General features: G+C 71.0%; 9 protein-coding genes and 1 pseudogene. 1 reads left to right on the forward strand and 9 read right to left on the reverse strand.

The annotated features are described in order from the left end of the window. Positions 1-56: 56 nt before the first annotated feature. The 8 genes and pseudogenes from OCT49_RS23020 to OCT49_RS23055 form a co-directional block, all read right to left on the reverse strand. Positions 57-137: pseudogene (locus tag OCT49_RS23020) on the reverse strand (IS5/IS1182 family transposase); the annotation flags it as partial. A gap of 155 nt (positions 138-292) precedes the next feature. Beyond that, entirely contained in the window at positions 293-1000 is a 708-nt protein-coding gene (locus tag OCT49_RS23025; protein ID WP_283853733.1) for a carbon-nitrogen hydrolase family protein, read from the reverse strand. Positions 1001-1494: 494 nt separating this feature from the next. Beyond that, a complete protein-coding gene (locus OCT49_RS23030) occupies positions 1495-1902 on the reverse strand; it encodes a PIN domain-containing protein (protein WP_283853734.1) in 408 nt (135 codons plus the stop codon). After that, the gene (locus tag OCT49_RS23035) at positions 1899-2174 is read right to left on the reverse strand and encodes a hypothetical protein (RefSeq protein WP_030222583.1); all 276 of its coding nucleotides are present in this window, start codon (positions 2172-2174) and stop codon (positions 1899-1901) included. Before OCT49_RS23035 ends, OCT49_RS23030 begins: the two co-directional genes overlap by 4 nt. Positions 2175-2853: 679 nt before the next feature. Then, the gene (locus OCT49_RS23040) at positions 2854-3420 is read right to left on the reverse strand and encodes a DUF2690 domain-containing protein (RefSeq protein WP_283853735.1); all 567 of its coding nucleotides are present in this window, start codon (positions 3418-3420) and stop codon (positions 2854-2856) included. A 528-nt stretch (positions 3421-3948) separates the two neighbouring features. Further along, entirely contained in the window at positions 3949-5394 is a 1446-nt protein-coding gene (locus OCT49_RS23045) for a hypothetical protein (RefSeq protein WP_283853736.1), read from the reverse strand. Positions 5395-5399: 5 nt separating this feature from the next. After that, complete coding sequence (locus OCT49_RS23050) at positions 5400-11183, reverse strand: hypothetical protein (RefSeq protein WP_283853737.1); 5784 nt, start codon at positions 11181-11183, stop codon at positions 5400-5402. Positions 11184-11383: 200 nt separating this feature from the next. Next, positions 11384-12919, reverse strand: a complete 1536-nt coding sequence (locus tag OCT49_RS23055; RefSeq protein WP_283853738.1) for an alpha/beta fold hydrolase — start codon at positions 12917-12919, stop codon at positions 11384-11386. 618 nt (positions 12920-13537) lie between these two features. Here OCT49_RS23055 and OCT49_RS23060 point away from each other — a divergent pair. Then, positions 13538-14383 (forward strand): N-acetylmuramoyl-L-alanine amidase, encoded by an 846-nt coding sequence (locus OCT49_RS23060; protein WP_283853739.1) that lies wholly within the window; start codon positions 13538-13540, stop codon positions 14381-14383. 73 nt (positions 14384-14456) lie between these two features. Here OCT49_RS23060 and OCT49_RS23065 read toward each other — a convergent pair whose 3' ends face one another. Next, on the reverse strand, positions 14457-17108 hold the full coding sequence (locus OCT49_RS23065) for a discoidin domain-containing protein (protein WP_283853740.1): 2652 nt from the start codon (positions 17106-17108) through the stop codon (positions 14457-14459). Positions 17109-17256: the final 148 nt, after the last annotated feature.

The following is a 17256-nucleotide window of genomic DNA, read 5'->3' on the forward strand; positions in this document are numbered from 1 at the left end:
GGGTCCTTGGCGTTGAGTAGCTGGGTGGCGATCGTGGCGCGAGCCCGGTGGCGAGCTGCGTAGGTGTGGCCGCACCACAGGTGCGCCAACACGAGCAGGGCCTGCCGGTCCGGTGTCAGGCGCCTCCATCGTGTCCCGTAGACAAGCACGTGAAGCTCCGGGCAGGCAGGTTGATCTTGGTCGACAACCCATCTACCAGGAACTTCGCTCCTTCCGGAGTCCAGGTCCCGCTCCAAATGGGACACCGGATCCCGCGGATGGCCTCCCGCACTCGGAGGGCGGCCACGAACCGTCAGTTGAGGGTCTCGGTGACCACGGCACCGGCCTCGGGGCCGGCCTGGGCTACCAGTGTGCCGTCGGGCGCCCACACCCCGGAGCCGCCGGAGGTCTCCCGGAACTCGCCGCTCGATCCCGCCGCGGTCGACAACACAACCCATACGCCGTGCGCTGCTGCCCGCTCCTGCATGTGCCCGTCCCGGCGAGCCGACTGCTCTGGGCCCGCACCGTAGAGCGTGCTGGCCACATATGCGTCGATGCCCAGTGCCGCTGTTTCCGCCGCGTGCTGCGGCACCGCCGCATCGCGGCACACGGCGAGCCCCAACCGCCACCCGTCGATCTCCAGCACTGCTGGTTTCTCGCCTGGGGTGAAGCGGATCCTTTCGTCTCCGTGCAGGAACATCTTCGCGTACGTTGCCGCCGCCCCCTGGCCCGTGACGGCCAGCGTCGCGATGTACTCGCGCCCGTCCTCGCCCTGCAGTGGAGCGCCGACCAGCGCCATCGCTCCCGTGCGGCGGCACGCATCGACGAGTGGGGCAAGCCGGGGGTCGTCCGCGGCCACCGCCGAGGCGGCGAGGTCGTAGCCCGTGAGCGAGAGCTCCGGGAAGACGACCAGGCGGGCCTGTGCGCTCAGCACGGCCTCGGCGTGCAGAGCGGCGTTGGCGGCGACGTCCAGGTCGGCACAGCGGGGCTGGCAGACTGCGACGGTCAGCGGTCCAGGCATCCAGCACTCCAGGTCAGGCGGGCGAGGCGAAACGCAGATCAGTTTATGCAGGTCATGAACTTGCTGGGCGGGAGCACTGCGGGAACGGGTGCGACCACCGTTGATCACCGTGAGGCATGTGGACTGGTTGAGACGGGTGGCAGCAGGTCGCGGGAACTGCCGGACACCAGGTCCGCAGGCCGGCCCGACTACGCGGAAAGTGACCATGTCTGAGGTTGGAAAACCTCATTGTTTCCCGTCATCGGAATCACCGCGGAGCAGATCATGCCGCAGTCGCAAGCGCCTTGCTCACGGCTTGACCCGTGACGGGGTGAACGGCGCTCATGACCGGACCAGCGGGGTCGGCCCGCGCCTGTTGCGGTGCTCGGGCGGGAGAGCCGGGTGCCGCCGCCGAGCTGCTCACTGGCCTCGGCGGGGCTTCACGGTTTCAAGCCGGAGCGTGAGTCGGGGAGTCGAGTCTGCCCCGCAGGAGGTCACCGCTACACGCGAAGCCCTCAGACGTCCTTGATCTGTACGCGGTCGCCGCACAGTTTCGACCAGTCGTCGCGGTCCGAGGTCAGCACGAGGACGGGTGCCGGGGAGCGGAGCGCCATCGCGGCGACGAGGGCGTCGATGGCGTACTTGTGGCCGTGCAGGCCACCGGCGTCGCTCAGGAGCTGCACCGCAGTGAGGCTGTCCGCCTGGGTGACGTCTTGGACCCGAAGCCGGGAAAGCAGCCAGCGCAGCCGGGCAGTGTCCGTTTTCCCGTAGACGGCCTCCACTACCGTCAGCGCCGACACAAGTACGGGCACGCCCACGCGCCGAGCGGCCTCGATTCGGGTGATCATCTGGCGGTCGTTGCGCAGCAGCAACGACAGCGCCTGGGAGTCGAGTACCAGAGACCTGGCGGCGGGCTCCTTCATGCGGCGCTGTCGTTCGACGCGTACGGCGCCGGTGCGTCGCCGAACAGTTCGCGCTGCGCGGCCTGGACTTCGGCCTCGCTCAGCGGCTCATGCTCGGCTTCGTAGGCGGCCACGATCTCGGCGAGGCCGTCCATCGCCAGCTGGTGCCGGACCGCCGCGGTCACGTAGGCGGACACGCCGCGCTTGCCGGTGCGCGTGCGCAGAGCACCGAGGAGTTCCGAGGGCATCGAGACGGAGATGTTCTCCGTGCCGCCGGGGCGGGGTGACTTCATGGCCGCAAGTCTAGTACAGAAACTATTACAGGGTCTGGAGTGCTGCGCGGCCTGTGTACGGGGCGGCGTTGATGCGTAGTCTTGGCGCTTCTGGATCTTCTTGTACTTTGCGGTGAATCCCGTGCTGGGATGGTGCTGGGATGCGCCCACATAACCGCAGGTCAGACAGGTTGTGGTGGAGTTCCGCTTCAACGTGTAGCGGGTGACGCACCGCCCCGCGGCTGATCTGGCAAACATACAGGTCAGAAGGGGTTTGGCTCTTGTGAGTCGGGCCTCTTGGTTTTCCCGTGCAGGGGTGGCGCTGGGACGACGTGAAGCGCCCGTGCCGGGTCGTCGACCGTGTGAGGTGCTGGGCGAGAGTCGTGGGCACGGTGTCAGCGGATCTCGGCGTCATGGTGACCGCCGGTGATGACCCTTCCGGTCTTCACGCCCCGTACCTCCACGATGAGATGGGCGACACGGGCGGTGATTTGAGCCCGGTGGGAACGGGACCAGCGTGGGCAGGTGGGCGGGCGGCACGCGCGTGCAGTCCGCCTACGACAAGGGGCTCTCCGGGGCTCCCGCCATCAACTACGGCGGGACCAAAATTTTCTGTCTCGCGCGAGGACAGCGGGGCAACCTGGCCGGAGCCGGAACCCCTCTCAGGTCGTACACCCGTCCTGCTGTCGCGCTTCCCGGGTCACCGCCAAGCCGTCGCCTCGGTTGCATGGATGCAGTAGCGCTCGTAGGTGCTCTCACCACCGGCCTTGGGTACCGCACAGGCGGTGACCTGGAACTCGCCGTCACCCACGCTCACCATGCCGGTGAACTTGTCGTCTCCGTACTCGATCTGGGCAGTGCGTTTGGTTCCCCCTGTGACTTCTGCCGTGACCAGATCCCCTGGGCTCCCGCGTTCGACGCGGGCCCATACCGCCTGGCAGTCCTCGCTGTAGCGGAGCTGGAGAAGGGCGGGGTTGCCGACGGCGGGCTTATAGGTGCGCGCATCTTCGCCGCATCCCTGGTTCTGAGGGTTCTTCCCCTCGCAGGCTTCACCCGGACAGGTCGGTTCCTCGAGGAAGCCCTTCATCAGGTGATCGCCGAGAGGGGTCACAAAGGCAGCCGCCACGGCGCCGACGATCGCCACGGCATAGGCCAGCTTTGTCGCACCGCTGAGCCTGTTGCGCCTGTTCTGTCCACCGCGTGTGGACGGTTGCGACTCGGGCTCGGGGGGCGTTGCGGAGTTGTCGCTGTTGCTGCTTGTCGTCACAGGAACCCACCTTGGTAGGCCGACTGGGAGAGATAGATTCCACCCCTGTTGCCGCAGAGGAAAGGCTCATGTCCGAGGCACAGGAGGCGTAGGAGGAGCGCAGCCGCCTTCTCATGCGCCCCTCGTCCGGACAACGACAGCACCGCAGGTCGAGTAACGGGCGCCCGGTCGGAGGCCCGGCCGCCTGACCCCGCAATGGGGTGTCCGCACCCGGCGCCGGCGCCGGGTGCCGTCCACGGCTCACTCCTCCTGGCCGTCGTCGTCATCGTCGAGGTCGACGGCATCCGGGTCACGCAGCGGACGCAGCCCGTGGCCCCGGGCCCTGACAGTGATCGTGGATCTTCCGTCGAAGATCCACCCCGGGCCGGTCGTGTGTGCTGGGCGACCAAGGTCGAGTGCTTGGCGCCAACGGCCGTATCGATGGTCTCCAAGGCCGCTGACCTGCGGTGGAGTGGGCGGAGGGCTTGGTGAACATGCAGTTCGGGTGGGGCGGCTCCTCCGGGAGCTGCCACGGCCGGTGGCTCTTGGTCAGCAGCACAGCTCCTTGATCAGATACTGAAGCTGGGAGCTGTCGAGAGGGGCACGGTGGGCGAGGCGGTTGCGGGCCTCGCGCAGGATACGCAGGCGGCGGCGTTCGGTGGGGGTGAGCCTGATGACGTCATCGCAGTGGGCGCTCCACATTGCGCCGAGCTCCATCATGTCGATGGCGGAGCCGGCGGGTTCGGGGGGCGCGCCGGGTTCGCGTCGCGGGCCGTAGGTCTGTGCGAGCCGGGTCAGTGGGACGCGTGCACGGCGACGGACGGTGGCGGTGAACCGGTCCCGGGCATCGTCCAGTAGCGGCAACAACACATGATTCTGCGCCAGCCACACCCGGGTGGCCACGGTCTGTTCGTGCGTGAGGTCTTTACCGGGGCGGCCCCGGAGACGACCGTCCCAACTGTCGACAGTGCCTGCGTTCCAGGCCACGAGCAGTGTTTCGTCGGGGCGGCTGCCGGGGCGCCGGGCACCCTCGATGCTCTGGGACGGGACCACCGCCGGGCCAGGAAGATCTGCGAGTACGTCGTGGAGCGCCGGCAACAGCGTCTCCGGACGGCCGTCCTCCCAGCGGCCGGCCAGGGCGTCGGCGATATCGAGAAAGGGCCCGCACACTTCGGTGATCGTGGCCTGGGCCACCGCTTCGTGCAGATGCCGACGCTCCGTGGCAGAAGGCAGGAGGGGGCGTGCCAGTGCGACGACCGTGGCGGTGTCCAGTCGGCCCGTGGTTCCCCACCACCAGTGCACCGCGATGTCCTCCCGGGCCAGCTGGTCGGGCAGTCCCGCGGGCAAGGTCCCGGTGGAGGCCATGACGAGGACTCTGGGGCGGCGGTTCGGGGGGAGACCCGACTCCTTGGCCGTGGCCACCAGCCGTCGCAGCAGGTGAGTGGCGGCGGACGGCACCGGTTCACGCCAGGCCCGGACGACCACCGGGCGGGTCTCGACGATGCCGGTGCCGCCACCGGTGAGCCGGGCCAGGACGTCGTCGGTGGGGTTCGGGCCGACCCCGTCCCGGCCGGCGGTGAAGCCCAATTCCTTGGCGAGCCGCTCCAGCAGGCCGGACAGTGCTTCTGCCGGGGTGGGCAGGGGCGGCGGCTCCCGCTCGACGGGCACGGGAATCCTGGCTGTGGGCAGATCTGGCAAGCCGTCGTCGAAGTCGGGCACGGGGGCGAGGCCGGACCATTGGCCGACGGCCCGGGGCCGGCCGGCCGTCGTGGAGCGGGCGGAGGCCGGGGCGAGGGTTTCGGCAGAGGGCAGCAGTACGAAATCGGCGAGTTCGTGCAGCACGTGGTCGAGCAGCCGGTCGGCTTGGTGACCGGTGTCGTCCAACACCTTCTGGGGCAGGAGCCACAGACAGCTGCGGCCCCGGCCCAGGTCGGCCAACAGGCGGCCGAGCCACACCCTGATTCCCGGCAGGGAGAACCCATCGGCCGCAGCCATGCCGGTCACGATTCCTTCCCCACCGTGGTGAGCGCGCGGAAGGTGACGAGGTCCAGCGCGTATCCGTCCTCGCCGTCGTCGAGCACACCGTGGTCGGCGAGGCGGTCGGTGAACGCGCGGGTCTCCGCCAGGTCGAGGCCGATCACGGCGGCGATGTCGCCATGGTTGCACCCCTCACCGGGCTCGACGTACTGCACCCATTCGGACAGCAGGTTCCGCATGTCCGGGGTGAGTTCGACCCGGTCGAGATGAGTGCGGGCGACCCCTTCCTGGGCGTACTGGCCCTGGATCGCCTCCAGGGCCCCCTCCAGGGTGAACCCGCCCCGGGTGGCGTAGTCGACGGTGCGTTCCACAAGGCTGGGCCAGCCACCGGTGGCCTCCATCAGCCGGCGCCGCTTGTCCGGGGTGTCGAAGGGGCACTCGGGCCAGGCACGCAGACTGTCGGCGTTCCACCGCTCGGACCGCAGTACCTGGGTGACCCGCTCGTCCTTGAGCACGTCCTGCGCCCGCGGGTCGACCAGAATGATCCCCGTGCGTGACGGCTCCGCCTTGCCGCGCACCGTGTGCTGGTGCAGACGGTCCAGAGTCTGATCGAGCGTTTCCAGGCCGCAGTAGCGAAGGTCGGCGAAGACGACGCTGGGGTCCTTGCCGCGCGTGTCCTGCGTGAGGGTGTCCACCAGAGTGTCCGGAGTGGTGGTGTGCACGTCCAGCCCCCGCGCGCCGGCGTAGGAGCGGATCGCCGACTCCATCAGCTCCGGCCCGTGGGCCTTCGTCAGACAGACCAGACTCAGGCCGGGACTTGTCGCCTCGTACAACTGCTGTTCGGTGAGCGGGCTGTACCGATGCGCACCGGACTGTTGGCTCGACCCCAGCAGCCGCCGGGAGAACCGCGGGTTGTAGTCGTAGGGCAGGCTGAACTCCGTCTGGCGCAGCTCCAGTTCGAGATCCTCGCGGGTGCCGAGCATGTGCACCACATTGGGGCTGCGCACCGCGTAGTGCCGACGATCGGCCTGCTGGATCAGCAGGCCGAGCCCGACCATCTCCTCCAGGTAGATCTTCACGTCGCTGGCGGTCAGCCGGCTGAAGCCCTCCGGCCAGTTCTGCTTGGCCTCGTTGAGCAGTTCGTCGGCGTCGTAGCCACGCTGGAAACCGTCGGCCTGGCTGCGCAGAGCGATGACCAGGGCGAGTACCCGGTACCGGTCCTCGAGGTTGATGGTCAGCCGCAACCGTTCGGCGATGTTTCTGTGCACCTCCGGCGAGCCCGTTACCGCCCGCACGTCGTCCTCGGTGACCGTGACCGGCCACTGTGCCGAGCCGAGCGGTTTCTCCCGCAACGTGGTGACGAGGCGTTCGCAGAAGATCTGTACCAGGCATGCCTGGTAGTTGGTCGCGGCCAGGACGCGCCAAACCAGCTCCGGGCGTTCGAAGCGGTAACCGAAAGCTGCCATCGGCTCGACCACCAGGCGCTGCGCCTCGGCCGGCTTGAGCGGGCCTATCAGCTCCTCGCCGCCGTGGGCCAGGGGCACGTTGGACAGCCGGCTGAACCGCTGCACTTGATGCAGACCGGCGAAGACCACCTTGAAGCGTCGGTCGGTGCTGTCCATCAGCCCCTTGAGCCGGGCCACATTGGCGAAAGTGCCCTCGCCGCCGCTGCCACGCACGGACTTGGAGTCCGCGGTCAGGAAGGCGTCCGCTTCGTCGGCGAGGACCAGGACCCGCCGCTCACGGTTGTCCTCCAGCCAACGGCGCACCTGCTCCAGCAGTACATCGGGGGAGACGGCCGTGGACACTTTCGGCCCCAGCACCCCGACGCGCTTGAGCTCCGTGGCCAGCACCGGCCAGATCCGGTCCGCAGGTTCCGCCTCGCCCACCCCGCGCGCCTTCAGATCCAGATAGATGGCCTTGTGGTCGGGGGTCGAGGAGAAGTCGGCCTCCACCTTCCGCAGCAGCGCCGACTTGCCCAACTGGCGCCCTCCGTAAAGGAAGAGGGCGCCCAACGGTTCCTTGACCGCGGCGATCTCCCGGGTCCGTCCGTAGAACACCTCCGGCGGCACGAGCCCGGCCACGAACGGCGTGTACGGATTGAAACCGGTCCAGGGAAGTGTCACGCGCTGCAGGGCCCGGAACGACCGGGGCGAGCGTGCCGTGACCCAGCCGAAGACGGCCGGGTCCACCACCAGAGCCTGCTGGGCCGAGGTACGTGTCCGCAGTGCCATCGCCCGGCGACCGGTCAGGCCCAGCGGGTACAAGTAGAGGATGATGCAGGCGCCCGAGTCACTGTGGTCGAGCAACTCCAGGGGACTGCGTCCACGCTGTTCGTCCGATACCAACAGGATCGTGTAGGTGGTGGCCGCGGAACCGAGTTCGGCGACGTATCCCGGCGCGCTTCCGCTCGCCCGGAGTTTCGCGGTCAACCGGAGGGTACCGCGGAGCTGACGATTGTCGTCGCGGGCCGGGGGCCTGCCTTCGAGGCCGAGCAGACGCAGGACGGTGGGCACGTGCTTCTGCCACTCACTGCCGCGGGTGGAGGGTTTGCTGAGCGCGTTCCAGGACTCGAGGCCGGCCAGTGCGGCCTCGGTCAACGGCTGGTCGTCGGCGTAGTACTCGGCCCACGGCATCGCCGAGAAGCCCTGCTGGCCCGCCTTGACCGGGGTGACGGACTCCAGCCCTGCCACGAACTGCTTCAGGTCCTCACTGCGGTCCGTTCCGCTCCACTGGGGCAGGGAGTCGCCCTTGCGCAGCAGCGCCAGGCACTCCTCCGCCGTGATCGTGTCGCCCGCCTCCAACAGTGCGGAGATCCGCCCGCGGTCCGTCTCGGTGAGCGTCAGCTCCTCCAACTGCTCGCTCAGCTGCCTCACGTACGTGTGGATCTGGTCCCGTACCTCCTCCTCCAGCCGCCGGATGGCTTCCACCGTGTACCGGTACGCGCCGTCCGGCGACGGGCGCTCCAACTGTTCCAGCCGTCCGACCAGTTCCCGTTCGGTCACGAGGTTGAGGCTCTGGGCGCGCAGTTCCGCGAGCAGCCCGGTGGCGACCCGGTGGGCTTCGGCCCGTATGTTCGCCCAGCGGGCCCATTGCGCGTCCCGGCGGACCCGCCAGTCGGACGGCAGGGCCTCGGGACCGGCATCCGCCGCAGGCACCAGTCCCTGTTCCAGCGCCTCCACCAAGGAGTCCGCCAGGTGGAGGTCCCCCCGCTCGGCGTAGGTGACCGCCAAGGCGGCCACGTCCACCGGCTTCAGCAGCGACAACACCGCCCGGGCGAAGCCCGGAGCCTGGGGATCGGGTGCGTCCTCGGCCGTACGGGGCAGGTCCGCAGCGGCCAGCAGAGCCTCTGCGGCGGGCACGAAACCGGCGTCCGGGGCCGACCGTGTCCTGTCGTGAGCGACGTCGGGCACTCGCCGGGACACCGGTGAGCGGCCACCCCCGGTCAGCCAACGCCGTAGGCACAACAGTGCCGCGCCCTCGAGTCCCGGCAGCGGCGGCAGGTCTTGCACCTTCGTGAGCGCATGGCGCAGAGCGGTGACGGTGCCGTTGCGCTCCTCGATGTCGGGTGCGGCGAGTGCGCGGGCTTGGGAAAGGAGGGTGACGACCTGCTCGATCCGGCTGAGCAGAGAGCGCTTGGCCTTGGCTTCGATGGGCTCCTTGGCCTGTTTGGGCGTGCGGATTGCCGCGTCGGCCTCCTCGATGATGCGTTCGGAGGAGTCCCGCTTGCGAAAGGTCTCCCACGCATCATCCAGTACGGAGGCGTCGGCCTTGCCGGAAGCCCACTCCCGGACCGCTTCCAACGCGTGTCCCAACGGCTGCTCCGCACGCATCAGCAGGTTTTGCACCTGGGTCGCGCGCGCATAGCCGATCTTGAGCTTCGGCAGGTCGACTTGGAGCCGCTCGGCCTCCTTGGCCAGCCCGGAACGTGTCAGGGTCGGGCTCGTCTCCATGCCCGGCTGCAGTGTGGCGGGGTCCACCCGCTGGTAGCGCCGCAAAATGTCAATGGCAGATTGCAGCAGTCCGCCCCAGGCGCCGGAAAGGGAGGCGCAGGGGTCCGTCTGCAACAGCAGGTCGTTGGGCCATCCCACGATGAACCCCGCGCGGACAGAGGCGACGGCTGCCATGACCAGCGCCGGCCGGTCACCTTGCACGCTCTCCAGGTGCGGGACGAACCGTGTCATCACCGGGGTCGCGTCCTCGGGCGTGTCGCAGGAGAAGGCGGCGTCCGCGAACGCCAGACACTCCGCACGGTGACCGGGCTCGGCAGACGCGACGGTCAGCCAGTAGGCCTCCTGGAAACGGCCGGCGCTCACCAACTGCTCGACGGGGGAGGCAGCGGTGTCGGTGCTGCTTTCGGCCTCGGTGAGGGGGGCGTGCCAGGGCAGCACGGGCTCCTCGGGCCGGGTGGGTTCGGCGGCCTCCGCCATGGGCGACGGGACAGGCTCGACGCCGGGGGCTTCAGGTTCTGCAGTGACTGGCCGGCCCGGGGCGGGCTCGTGTTCCGCGGGCTTTTCCTTCTCCGCGGGCTCCCCGGCCTGCGGGGGGTTCGCAGGCTCAATGGCACAGGCCGCCTCGGTGGACTCCTTCGTCTCCGCGGAACGGTGAGTTTCCACGTTCTGCGCGGAACGGTGAGTTTCCACGTTCTGCGCGGTGTCGGTGGAGTGCGCCGGTTCCCCGGTGTCCGCAGCCTCCGGCCTCACTCCGGTCTCGGCCGCAGCGGGCTCGTCGGTCGTCGTATCCGGGCGCCCACTGCCGCCCGGGGTCAGTTCGGCTATCTCCGCTTCGAGGGTCTGCAGCGTCTCACGCAGGGAGTCCAAGTAGGCGCCACCGCTGCTCTGCTCGGCCAGGTCCAGGACCGGCAGCAGGGTCTGCCGTTGCTGGACCAGCACGGCAAGCCTTTCGTTGCGGGCGGCTTCCCGTTCCTGTTCTTCCCGAAGGCTGTCCACGAGGGTCTGGAGTTCGTCGAAACCATCCTCGGTGGCCCAGTCGCGCCCCGTGCTACGGAAGAAGTCGGCCACGGCCTCACGCTCCCGCGTCCAGGCAACGGCTTCTTCCTTCAACGTGGGGGGCAGGGTAAAACCACCGGCCACTCGTTCCGCAGCCAGCCGCAGCGCCTCGCTGAATTCCGTGGCCCGGACCCGCAATGCGTTCACGGACGCGGCGGCATCGGCCACGTCTCCGATCACGTTCACTACCGTGTCGGGCGACGCACGCACCGCGGTCTCCGTGTCCTGAGTCTCCTCGTCCTTCACCGTGCCTCCTGCACCGTCGGCCCGCTGCTGCGACACGGTGTCCGGCTCACCGTTTTGCTCCGCAACGTCCGAGTCGGAGATCTGGTCGTGGTCCTCGGATTCCACCTCTGCGCCGGTGACCGGCCGGTCCGCCGCGTCGAGCAGTCGGTCCCGGTGCAACTCGACCAGTTCCCGCCGTGGGGTGCCGTCTTCCAACAACATGGAGTGCAGGGTCAGCCGGGCCAGTACCGGGGGCAGGGTCTCGACCATCGCTTCCAGGGCGTCGAGGTCCGTCTCGGCGGACTCGACGGAATGTCCCTCTGCGTGATGGGACCACAGAGTGCGGGCCAAGTCGGCTGCCGCATCGGCGATTTGCTTCAAGTCGCGGGCATGAGCCCTGTTCAGACATGCCCGGCCCGAAAGCAGTTCGCGACGGCCGATACGCGGTTGCGGGCCACGAAGTGGGATCTTCGCCCAGAAGGGCAACGGTCCTGGTAACAGGATCAATTCACGAAGCTGTACGTCGTCGAGCCCGATCAGCCAGGCCCTCAGGTCCCCACCCGCTCTTGCCATGACGAGATCCTGTCAGACTGGACTTGGAGGGCCAAGTCCCATGACGGTCACTGGTGTCGGGGCATGCTCCGTTCGGCAGAAGCGGGGTGAGGGGTAAGGCGATTGTGGGGCGTTGCGGGTGACGGCCCCGGGCGGAGATCAAGGGCGGGGCGGGCGGGGAAACGTCCGGCCCGCCCCGCCCCCCGTGCTCCTCCGGATGGTCAGCCCTTCGGGTCGGTGAGGTAGGTGTCGATCACCCGCATCGCCTGCTCCGTACCGCCCCTGCGGTACATCCAGTGGCCCACGACATCCATGGTGAACAGGGTCGCCCTCGGGAAGGAGTGCGCCATGCGGCGGGCGCCGGGCAGCGGGGTCGCCAGGTCGTGGGTGGCGTTCACCACGAGGACGGGCGGCAGGGGGCCCTTCGCCCGGGCGGGGCGGGACTTGGGCGGCATGGTCCAGCCCTGGCAGCCGAGGACGGTGTCCAGGGCCTGGGAGTTGTAGCGGACGTGCGGGGCGGCCTCGGCGACCCGCTTGAGGATGGCCCGGTACTGGGCGTGGTCGCGGATCCGGAAGTCGTAGTCCCGGCACAGCACGAGCCGCGCGGAGATGTCGGTGCCGGGGGGTATCCAGTGGACCTCGCCCCTGCCGGTGTACAGGGCGGCCAGTTGCTTCGCCGCCTCCTCCTGGCTGCCCTTGCCGAGGGCGAAGGTCAGGAAGTCGGACAGCTGGTCGGCGTCGACCTCGGTGCTCGTCGGGCCGTCCGGACCCGGCTCGCGGAGCGTGCCGGCGTCGGCGCGGGCGAACAGTTCGTCGGTGACGGCGACCAGGTCCTTGCCCTTGAGCGCGCAGGCCGTGTCCTTCTCGCACCAGGCCGCGAGCCGCTTCAGGGTGTTGTCGGTGGTGACGCTGCCGTCGATGAGGTAGCGCTCGGCGTCCGGCCGGGCCGGGTCCATCGCGCTGTCCAGGGCCAACGCGCGGAGCCTGCCGGGGAACAGGCGTGCGTAACGCTCACCGAGGAAGGTGCCGTAGGAGTGGCCGATGAAGCTGATCCGGCTCTCGCCGAGGGCGGCGCGGATCGCGTCCATGTCCCGGGCCACGCTCTCGCCGTCCATGTGGGCGGCGAGCGGCCCCGTACGCTCCAGGCAGCTGTCGGCCAGTCGGCCGTTCAGGGTGCGCAGCCGCTCGAACTCGGCCGCGTCGCGCGGGCGGGCCGGGATCGACTCGATGATCGTCTCGTCGCACTCGGCGCTCCGGCTGCGGCCGATGCCGCGCGGGTCGAAGCCGATCATGTCGAAGCGCCGGAGCATGTCCGGGGTGTAGCCGCTGACGGGATCGTCCGCGTACAGCGCGTCGTCGGCCCCGGGCGCCCCGGGGCCGCCCGGGTTCGACATCAGGACGCCGATCCGCCGTGCGGGGTCGGTGGCCCGGTGGCGGGCGACGAAGAGGCCGATCTTCGGGCCCTTCGGCTTCGACCAGTCCAGCGGCACCCGTACCGTCGCGCACTGCGCCCGCGGGCTGGGGTCGGGGTAGGGCGGCTCGGAGGCGGGGCAGGCGCCCCAACTGATCGGCGCCACGCGGAAGGCGGCGTCGGACGACTCCCGGGCGACCGCCTCGCCGGGGGCGGTCAGGGCGGTCGCGGCGAGGGAGGAGGCGGCCAGGGCCAGGAGGAGCAGTGCGGAGAGGGGCCGCCGCCTCGGGGATGAGGGGGACGGGGACCGGGGTGGGGAGAGTGGGGTGTGCGGACTCGTGGTCATGCGGGTGACTGTTCCGGTCCCGTATGACGGGGCCTGCATGAGCACATGGTGGGAACGTAACAAGGGTTCCGATCACCCGGATGGCGTCGGCTCCGTGCCCCGGCACCGCCTCCGTGTCCCGGCACCGCCTCCGTGTCCCGGCGTCGGCTGCGTGCCTCGGCGTCGGCTGCGTGCCTCGGCCCCGGCTGCGTGTCCCTGCTCCTGCCCCTGCCCCTGCCCCTGCCCCTGCCCCGGCATGTTCGGCCGGCAGGATCCGGCCATGGACGAGAAGGCCGTCGAGACCCTGCTGAGGGAGTCCGACGCCCAGGAAGGCAGCTTCCTTCTCCGGGCCGGTCGGCCTCCCGGGCCGGGCGGGGCTTCCTCCGGACTGGTCGGCCCCCGAGCCGGGCGGGCTCCCGGGCCGGGTGTGGGGCCTTCGGGGCATGCCCTCGCCCGCCTGCACTAACCCGGCGCGCGCGGCGACCCCCGCGCCGCGAGGCTGTGGGCGTAAGCGCCTGTCGGTGGCCCTTGCCCGAGGACCGCCCGGCAGGCCCTCGGTGCTCCCGCCGCCCTCCCGGCGAAGACGAAGAAGGTTCCCCTGTGCGTTTGCATCGAATAGCTCTGTGGGTCACGGGCCCCATGGCCATTCCCCTCATAGCGGCGCCGACCGGAGTGACGGCGTCGGGTGCCATCGGTGAGACGGCCCCGGGGGCGGCCCGTCCGGTGCGGGCGGTCGTCGCCACCGAACCGGCCGTCGGCTTCTCGCCCACGTTCCCGGCCCTCGGGGCGGCGTCGGTGTCCCTCGCCCACGGCGCGCCCCGCCCCGCGATCGTCTCGCGCGGCCGGTGGCGGGCCGACGAGACCAGGCGCGACCCCCACGCCCGTTACGCGGGAGGGGTCACGGCGGTCTTCGTCCACCACACCGACACCCCCAACGGCTACGACTGCGCGGACGTCCCCCGCACCCTGCGCAATCTGTACACGGGCCAGACCAGGGACCGCAGTTGGGGGGACCTCGGCTACAACTTCCTCGTCGACCGGTGCGGAACCGTCTACGAGGGCCGGGCGGGCGGTGCCGGGCGGGCCGTCGTCGGCTCCCACACCGTCGGGTTCAACCAGGGCACCACCGGCATCGCGGCGATCGGCACCTTCGGGGCGGGAACGCCGGTGCCGGCGGCCATGGAACGGGCGCTCGCGGCCCTCGCCGCCTGGAAGCTCGGCCTCGGCGGCATCGACCCGGCGGGCAAGGTGCGGCTCACCTCGACGAACGACAAGAGCCGCTACTCCAAGGGGACTTCGGTGGTCTTCGACGCCATTTCCGGCCACCGGGACGGCTTCGCCACCGACTGCCCGGGAGAGGCGCTGTTCGCACGGCTCCCCGCGATCCGCAAGGCCGCCGCCGAACTCCAGGGCCGGTCCCGGCGCACCACGGCCGGGGCGCACCTCCCGGTGAGCCTGGGAAGCCTGTATCGCACCGCGAATTGACGGCGCGTCGAGCGATTTGACTTGGGCCTTTCCGGTGACCTGCTCGCCGCCGACGCCCGGTACGTCCTCGAGGTCATGGTTGTCCGACCGTCAACTCGCTCACCCCCGGCGGTTTTTGGGCGTCGTCGGAGGTGACCGTCAGCCGCACCAGCCGGGCCACCGGATCGGCTCCCGAGCGGTACGGCCGCCAGCGGGCGCCGTCCCTCGAGACCTCCAGGCGGTACGAGGAGGGGGGCACGTCCGCCCACCGCGGCGCGATCGAGGTCACCGGGGCCGCCCGCCCCAGGTCCACCGTCAGGGCGCCCGTCGCGCCGTCCGGGGACCAGGGCGTGGCCGGGCTGCCGTCCACCGCGGCCACCGCGTACAGACCCGGTGTCTCCGACGTGGCCGTCGCCGGGCGGCAGCGGGCCGCGTCGGAGGTCCGGGCGAGGTCGGGGCGGCGGGTGGGGAGGGCGAGCGTGCGCTCTAGGGTGCGCGGGCCCGCGGGGGTGTGGACGGTGAAGGGGGCGCCGGAGGTCAGCCGCACCGTCGTCGTCCGGGGCCCGATCACGATGTCGTACGTACTGCCCCGGTGACGCAGGCCCCTCAGGGTGACGCCCCGGTCCAGCTGCGGCGGCAGCATCGGATCGAGACGCACCCCGTCCTCCCGCAGCCGCAGCCCCGTCAGGCCGTGCGTGAAGACCTGGAGGAAGCCGCCCTTCCCGGTCAGGAAGTCGTCGGCGGGAAAGCCCGCCAGCGGGTCCTGGGCCCCCGCCTTCGCCCCCCGGGCCTCGCTGAACAGGGCGTACGGGCCGCGGGTGAACGGGCGGACGGCCCGCTGGAGATAGGTGTACGTCGCGCAGCCCGGCTCCCCGATCGCGGCCGCGTCGATCGCGTGCACCGAGTCGGTCATCGCCGGGCCGTCCGGGTCGGTGAGCGCCGCGTAGTGGTCGAGCGTGGCCGCGGCGGCGCCCGGCTCCATCGGCCACTCCAGCGGATAGACCAGCAGTACGGTGTCCGCCTGCTTGATCGTCGAGTCGTTGTAGCCGACGTACTGGAGGAAGATCTTCCGCTCGGGGTCGTACGGGATGCGCAGCCCGTCCGCGACCTGCCGCCACTCGGCCGGCGCGGGGTGTCCGAGCACCTGCGCCGCCCGGGTGGCGTGGCGCAGGGCGGTGGCCGCGACGGCGTTGGTGAAGACGCCGTCGGTGACGCCGTTGCTGTACTCGTCGGGGCCCGCGACGTTCCTCACCGAGTAGCTGCCGTCGCCGTTCGCGGTGGCCCGGGAGGCCCAGAAGTCGGCGATCCCGCTGAGCAGCGGCCAGCCGCGCCCGGCCAGCCAGGCCCGGTCCCCGGTCGCCAGGTAGTACTGCCAGACGGCGAGCGAGACGTCGCCCTGGAGGTGGTTCTGGGTGAGGCAGTGCGGCGGGTCCCAGCTCTGGCACTCGGAGTGCAGATCGCCCCGGCTCGCGCTCGTCCACGGGTAGAACAGCCCCTCGAAGCCCAGCTCCCGGGCGTTGGCGCGGGCCGCCCCGCGGGTGCGGTAGCGGTACTCGACGACCGTGCGGGCCAGTTCGGGGCGGGTGACGAGCAGCCCCGGGTACATCCAGGTCTCGGCGTCCCAGAACACCATGCCCGCGTAGTTGTCGCTGGTGTGGCCGGCCGGTGCGATGCTGTCGCGGGCACCGGCACGGGTGGCGGCGGCCAGCCCGTACTGCGCGGACCGCAGCCACTTCTGCAGTTCGGGCCTGCCCGGCACCAGGACGTCGGCCGCCCAGACGCGCCGCCAGGCGGCGGCGTTCGCGGCGAGGACCCCGGACCAGCCGCGCCGGGCCGCGCGCCGGGACGCGTCGCGGGCGGTGGTGCGCGGGGCGGACGAGGTGAGGGCGGTGTCGACCCCGACGTACTTCTCGAAGGTGTACGTGTGCCCCGCGCACATCCGGTGCGTGCTGCGCGCCGCGACCGGGGTGCGGGCGCCGGGGGCGCCGGTGCGCAGGGTCTGGACGATCGCGCCCGCCGTCCCGGTGCCCAGGGTGCGGAACGTGCCGTCGTCGGCCAGGGCGATCCGGCGGGCGCCCCGCGGGTCGAGGCGGCCGGTGACGGTCGCGGTGCCGTTCCAGTGCGGTGTCATGCGCAGCCGTACCGCGCCCGTGTGCGGGTCGGAGCGGTCGGCGAGCACCTCGTACACCAGGTCCGTCGCGCGGCCGTCGGCCGTGGTCCAGCGCAGCGACGTGCGCACCAGGCCGCAGCGCAGGAAGAGGGTCTGGCGGTAGTGCGAGATCCGGCCGGGGGGAGTGCCGGTGCCGTAGGTTTCGTCGCCGACGCGCACGTCGAGGGTCGTCCAGCTCGGCAGCGCGGCGATCACCTCGCGACCCCCGGCCAGGTCCGCCTCGCGTCCGAACAGGCCGGAGACGAAGGCGCCGTCGTAGCGCGGGGTGAACAGCGGCCAGCCGGTCCGCTCGCCGGAGGAGGCGTAGCCGGCGCCCGTGGCGGGGACCCGGTGGCCCAGGTAGCCGTTGCCGACGTAGGGGTCGTAACCGGCCGCCTCCCCGAACCGGGTGGAGGCCGGCGCCCAGGCGGGGTCGGTGTCCCGCCCGCAGGCCGGGGCGGCGGGGGGCGTGGCGGCGGCCGGACGTGGCGAGGTGTGCGCCGCGGGGGCCGACGGCGCGGCCAGGGCCCCGGTGACCAGGGCGCACGCGGCCAGGGCGGAGAAGGACGTGAGGAGACGGATGCGCGAAGGGCTCACCGTACGACGGTAGGAAACGGGCCCCGCGCGGTGGTGCGCGGCGCGCGGGGCGCGCGGGGCGAACGACGGACGGGCCGGGGCGGGACGGTGCGGAGAGGGGCGTGCGGCGGGGGCCGTGATGCCCCGGAGCACACCCCGCCCCGCCTGG

Origin of the sequence: Streptomyces sp. ML-6, from assembly GCF_030116705.1 — a bacterium.
In the GTDB taxonomy this organism is placed as follows: Bacteria; Actinomycetota; Actinomycetes; order Streptomycetales; family Streptomycetaceae; genus Streptomyces.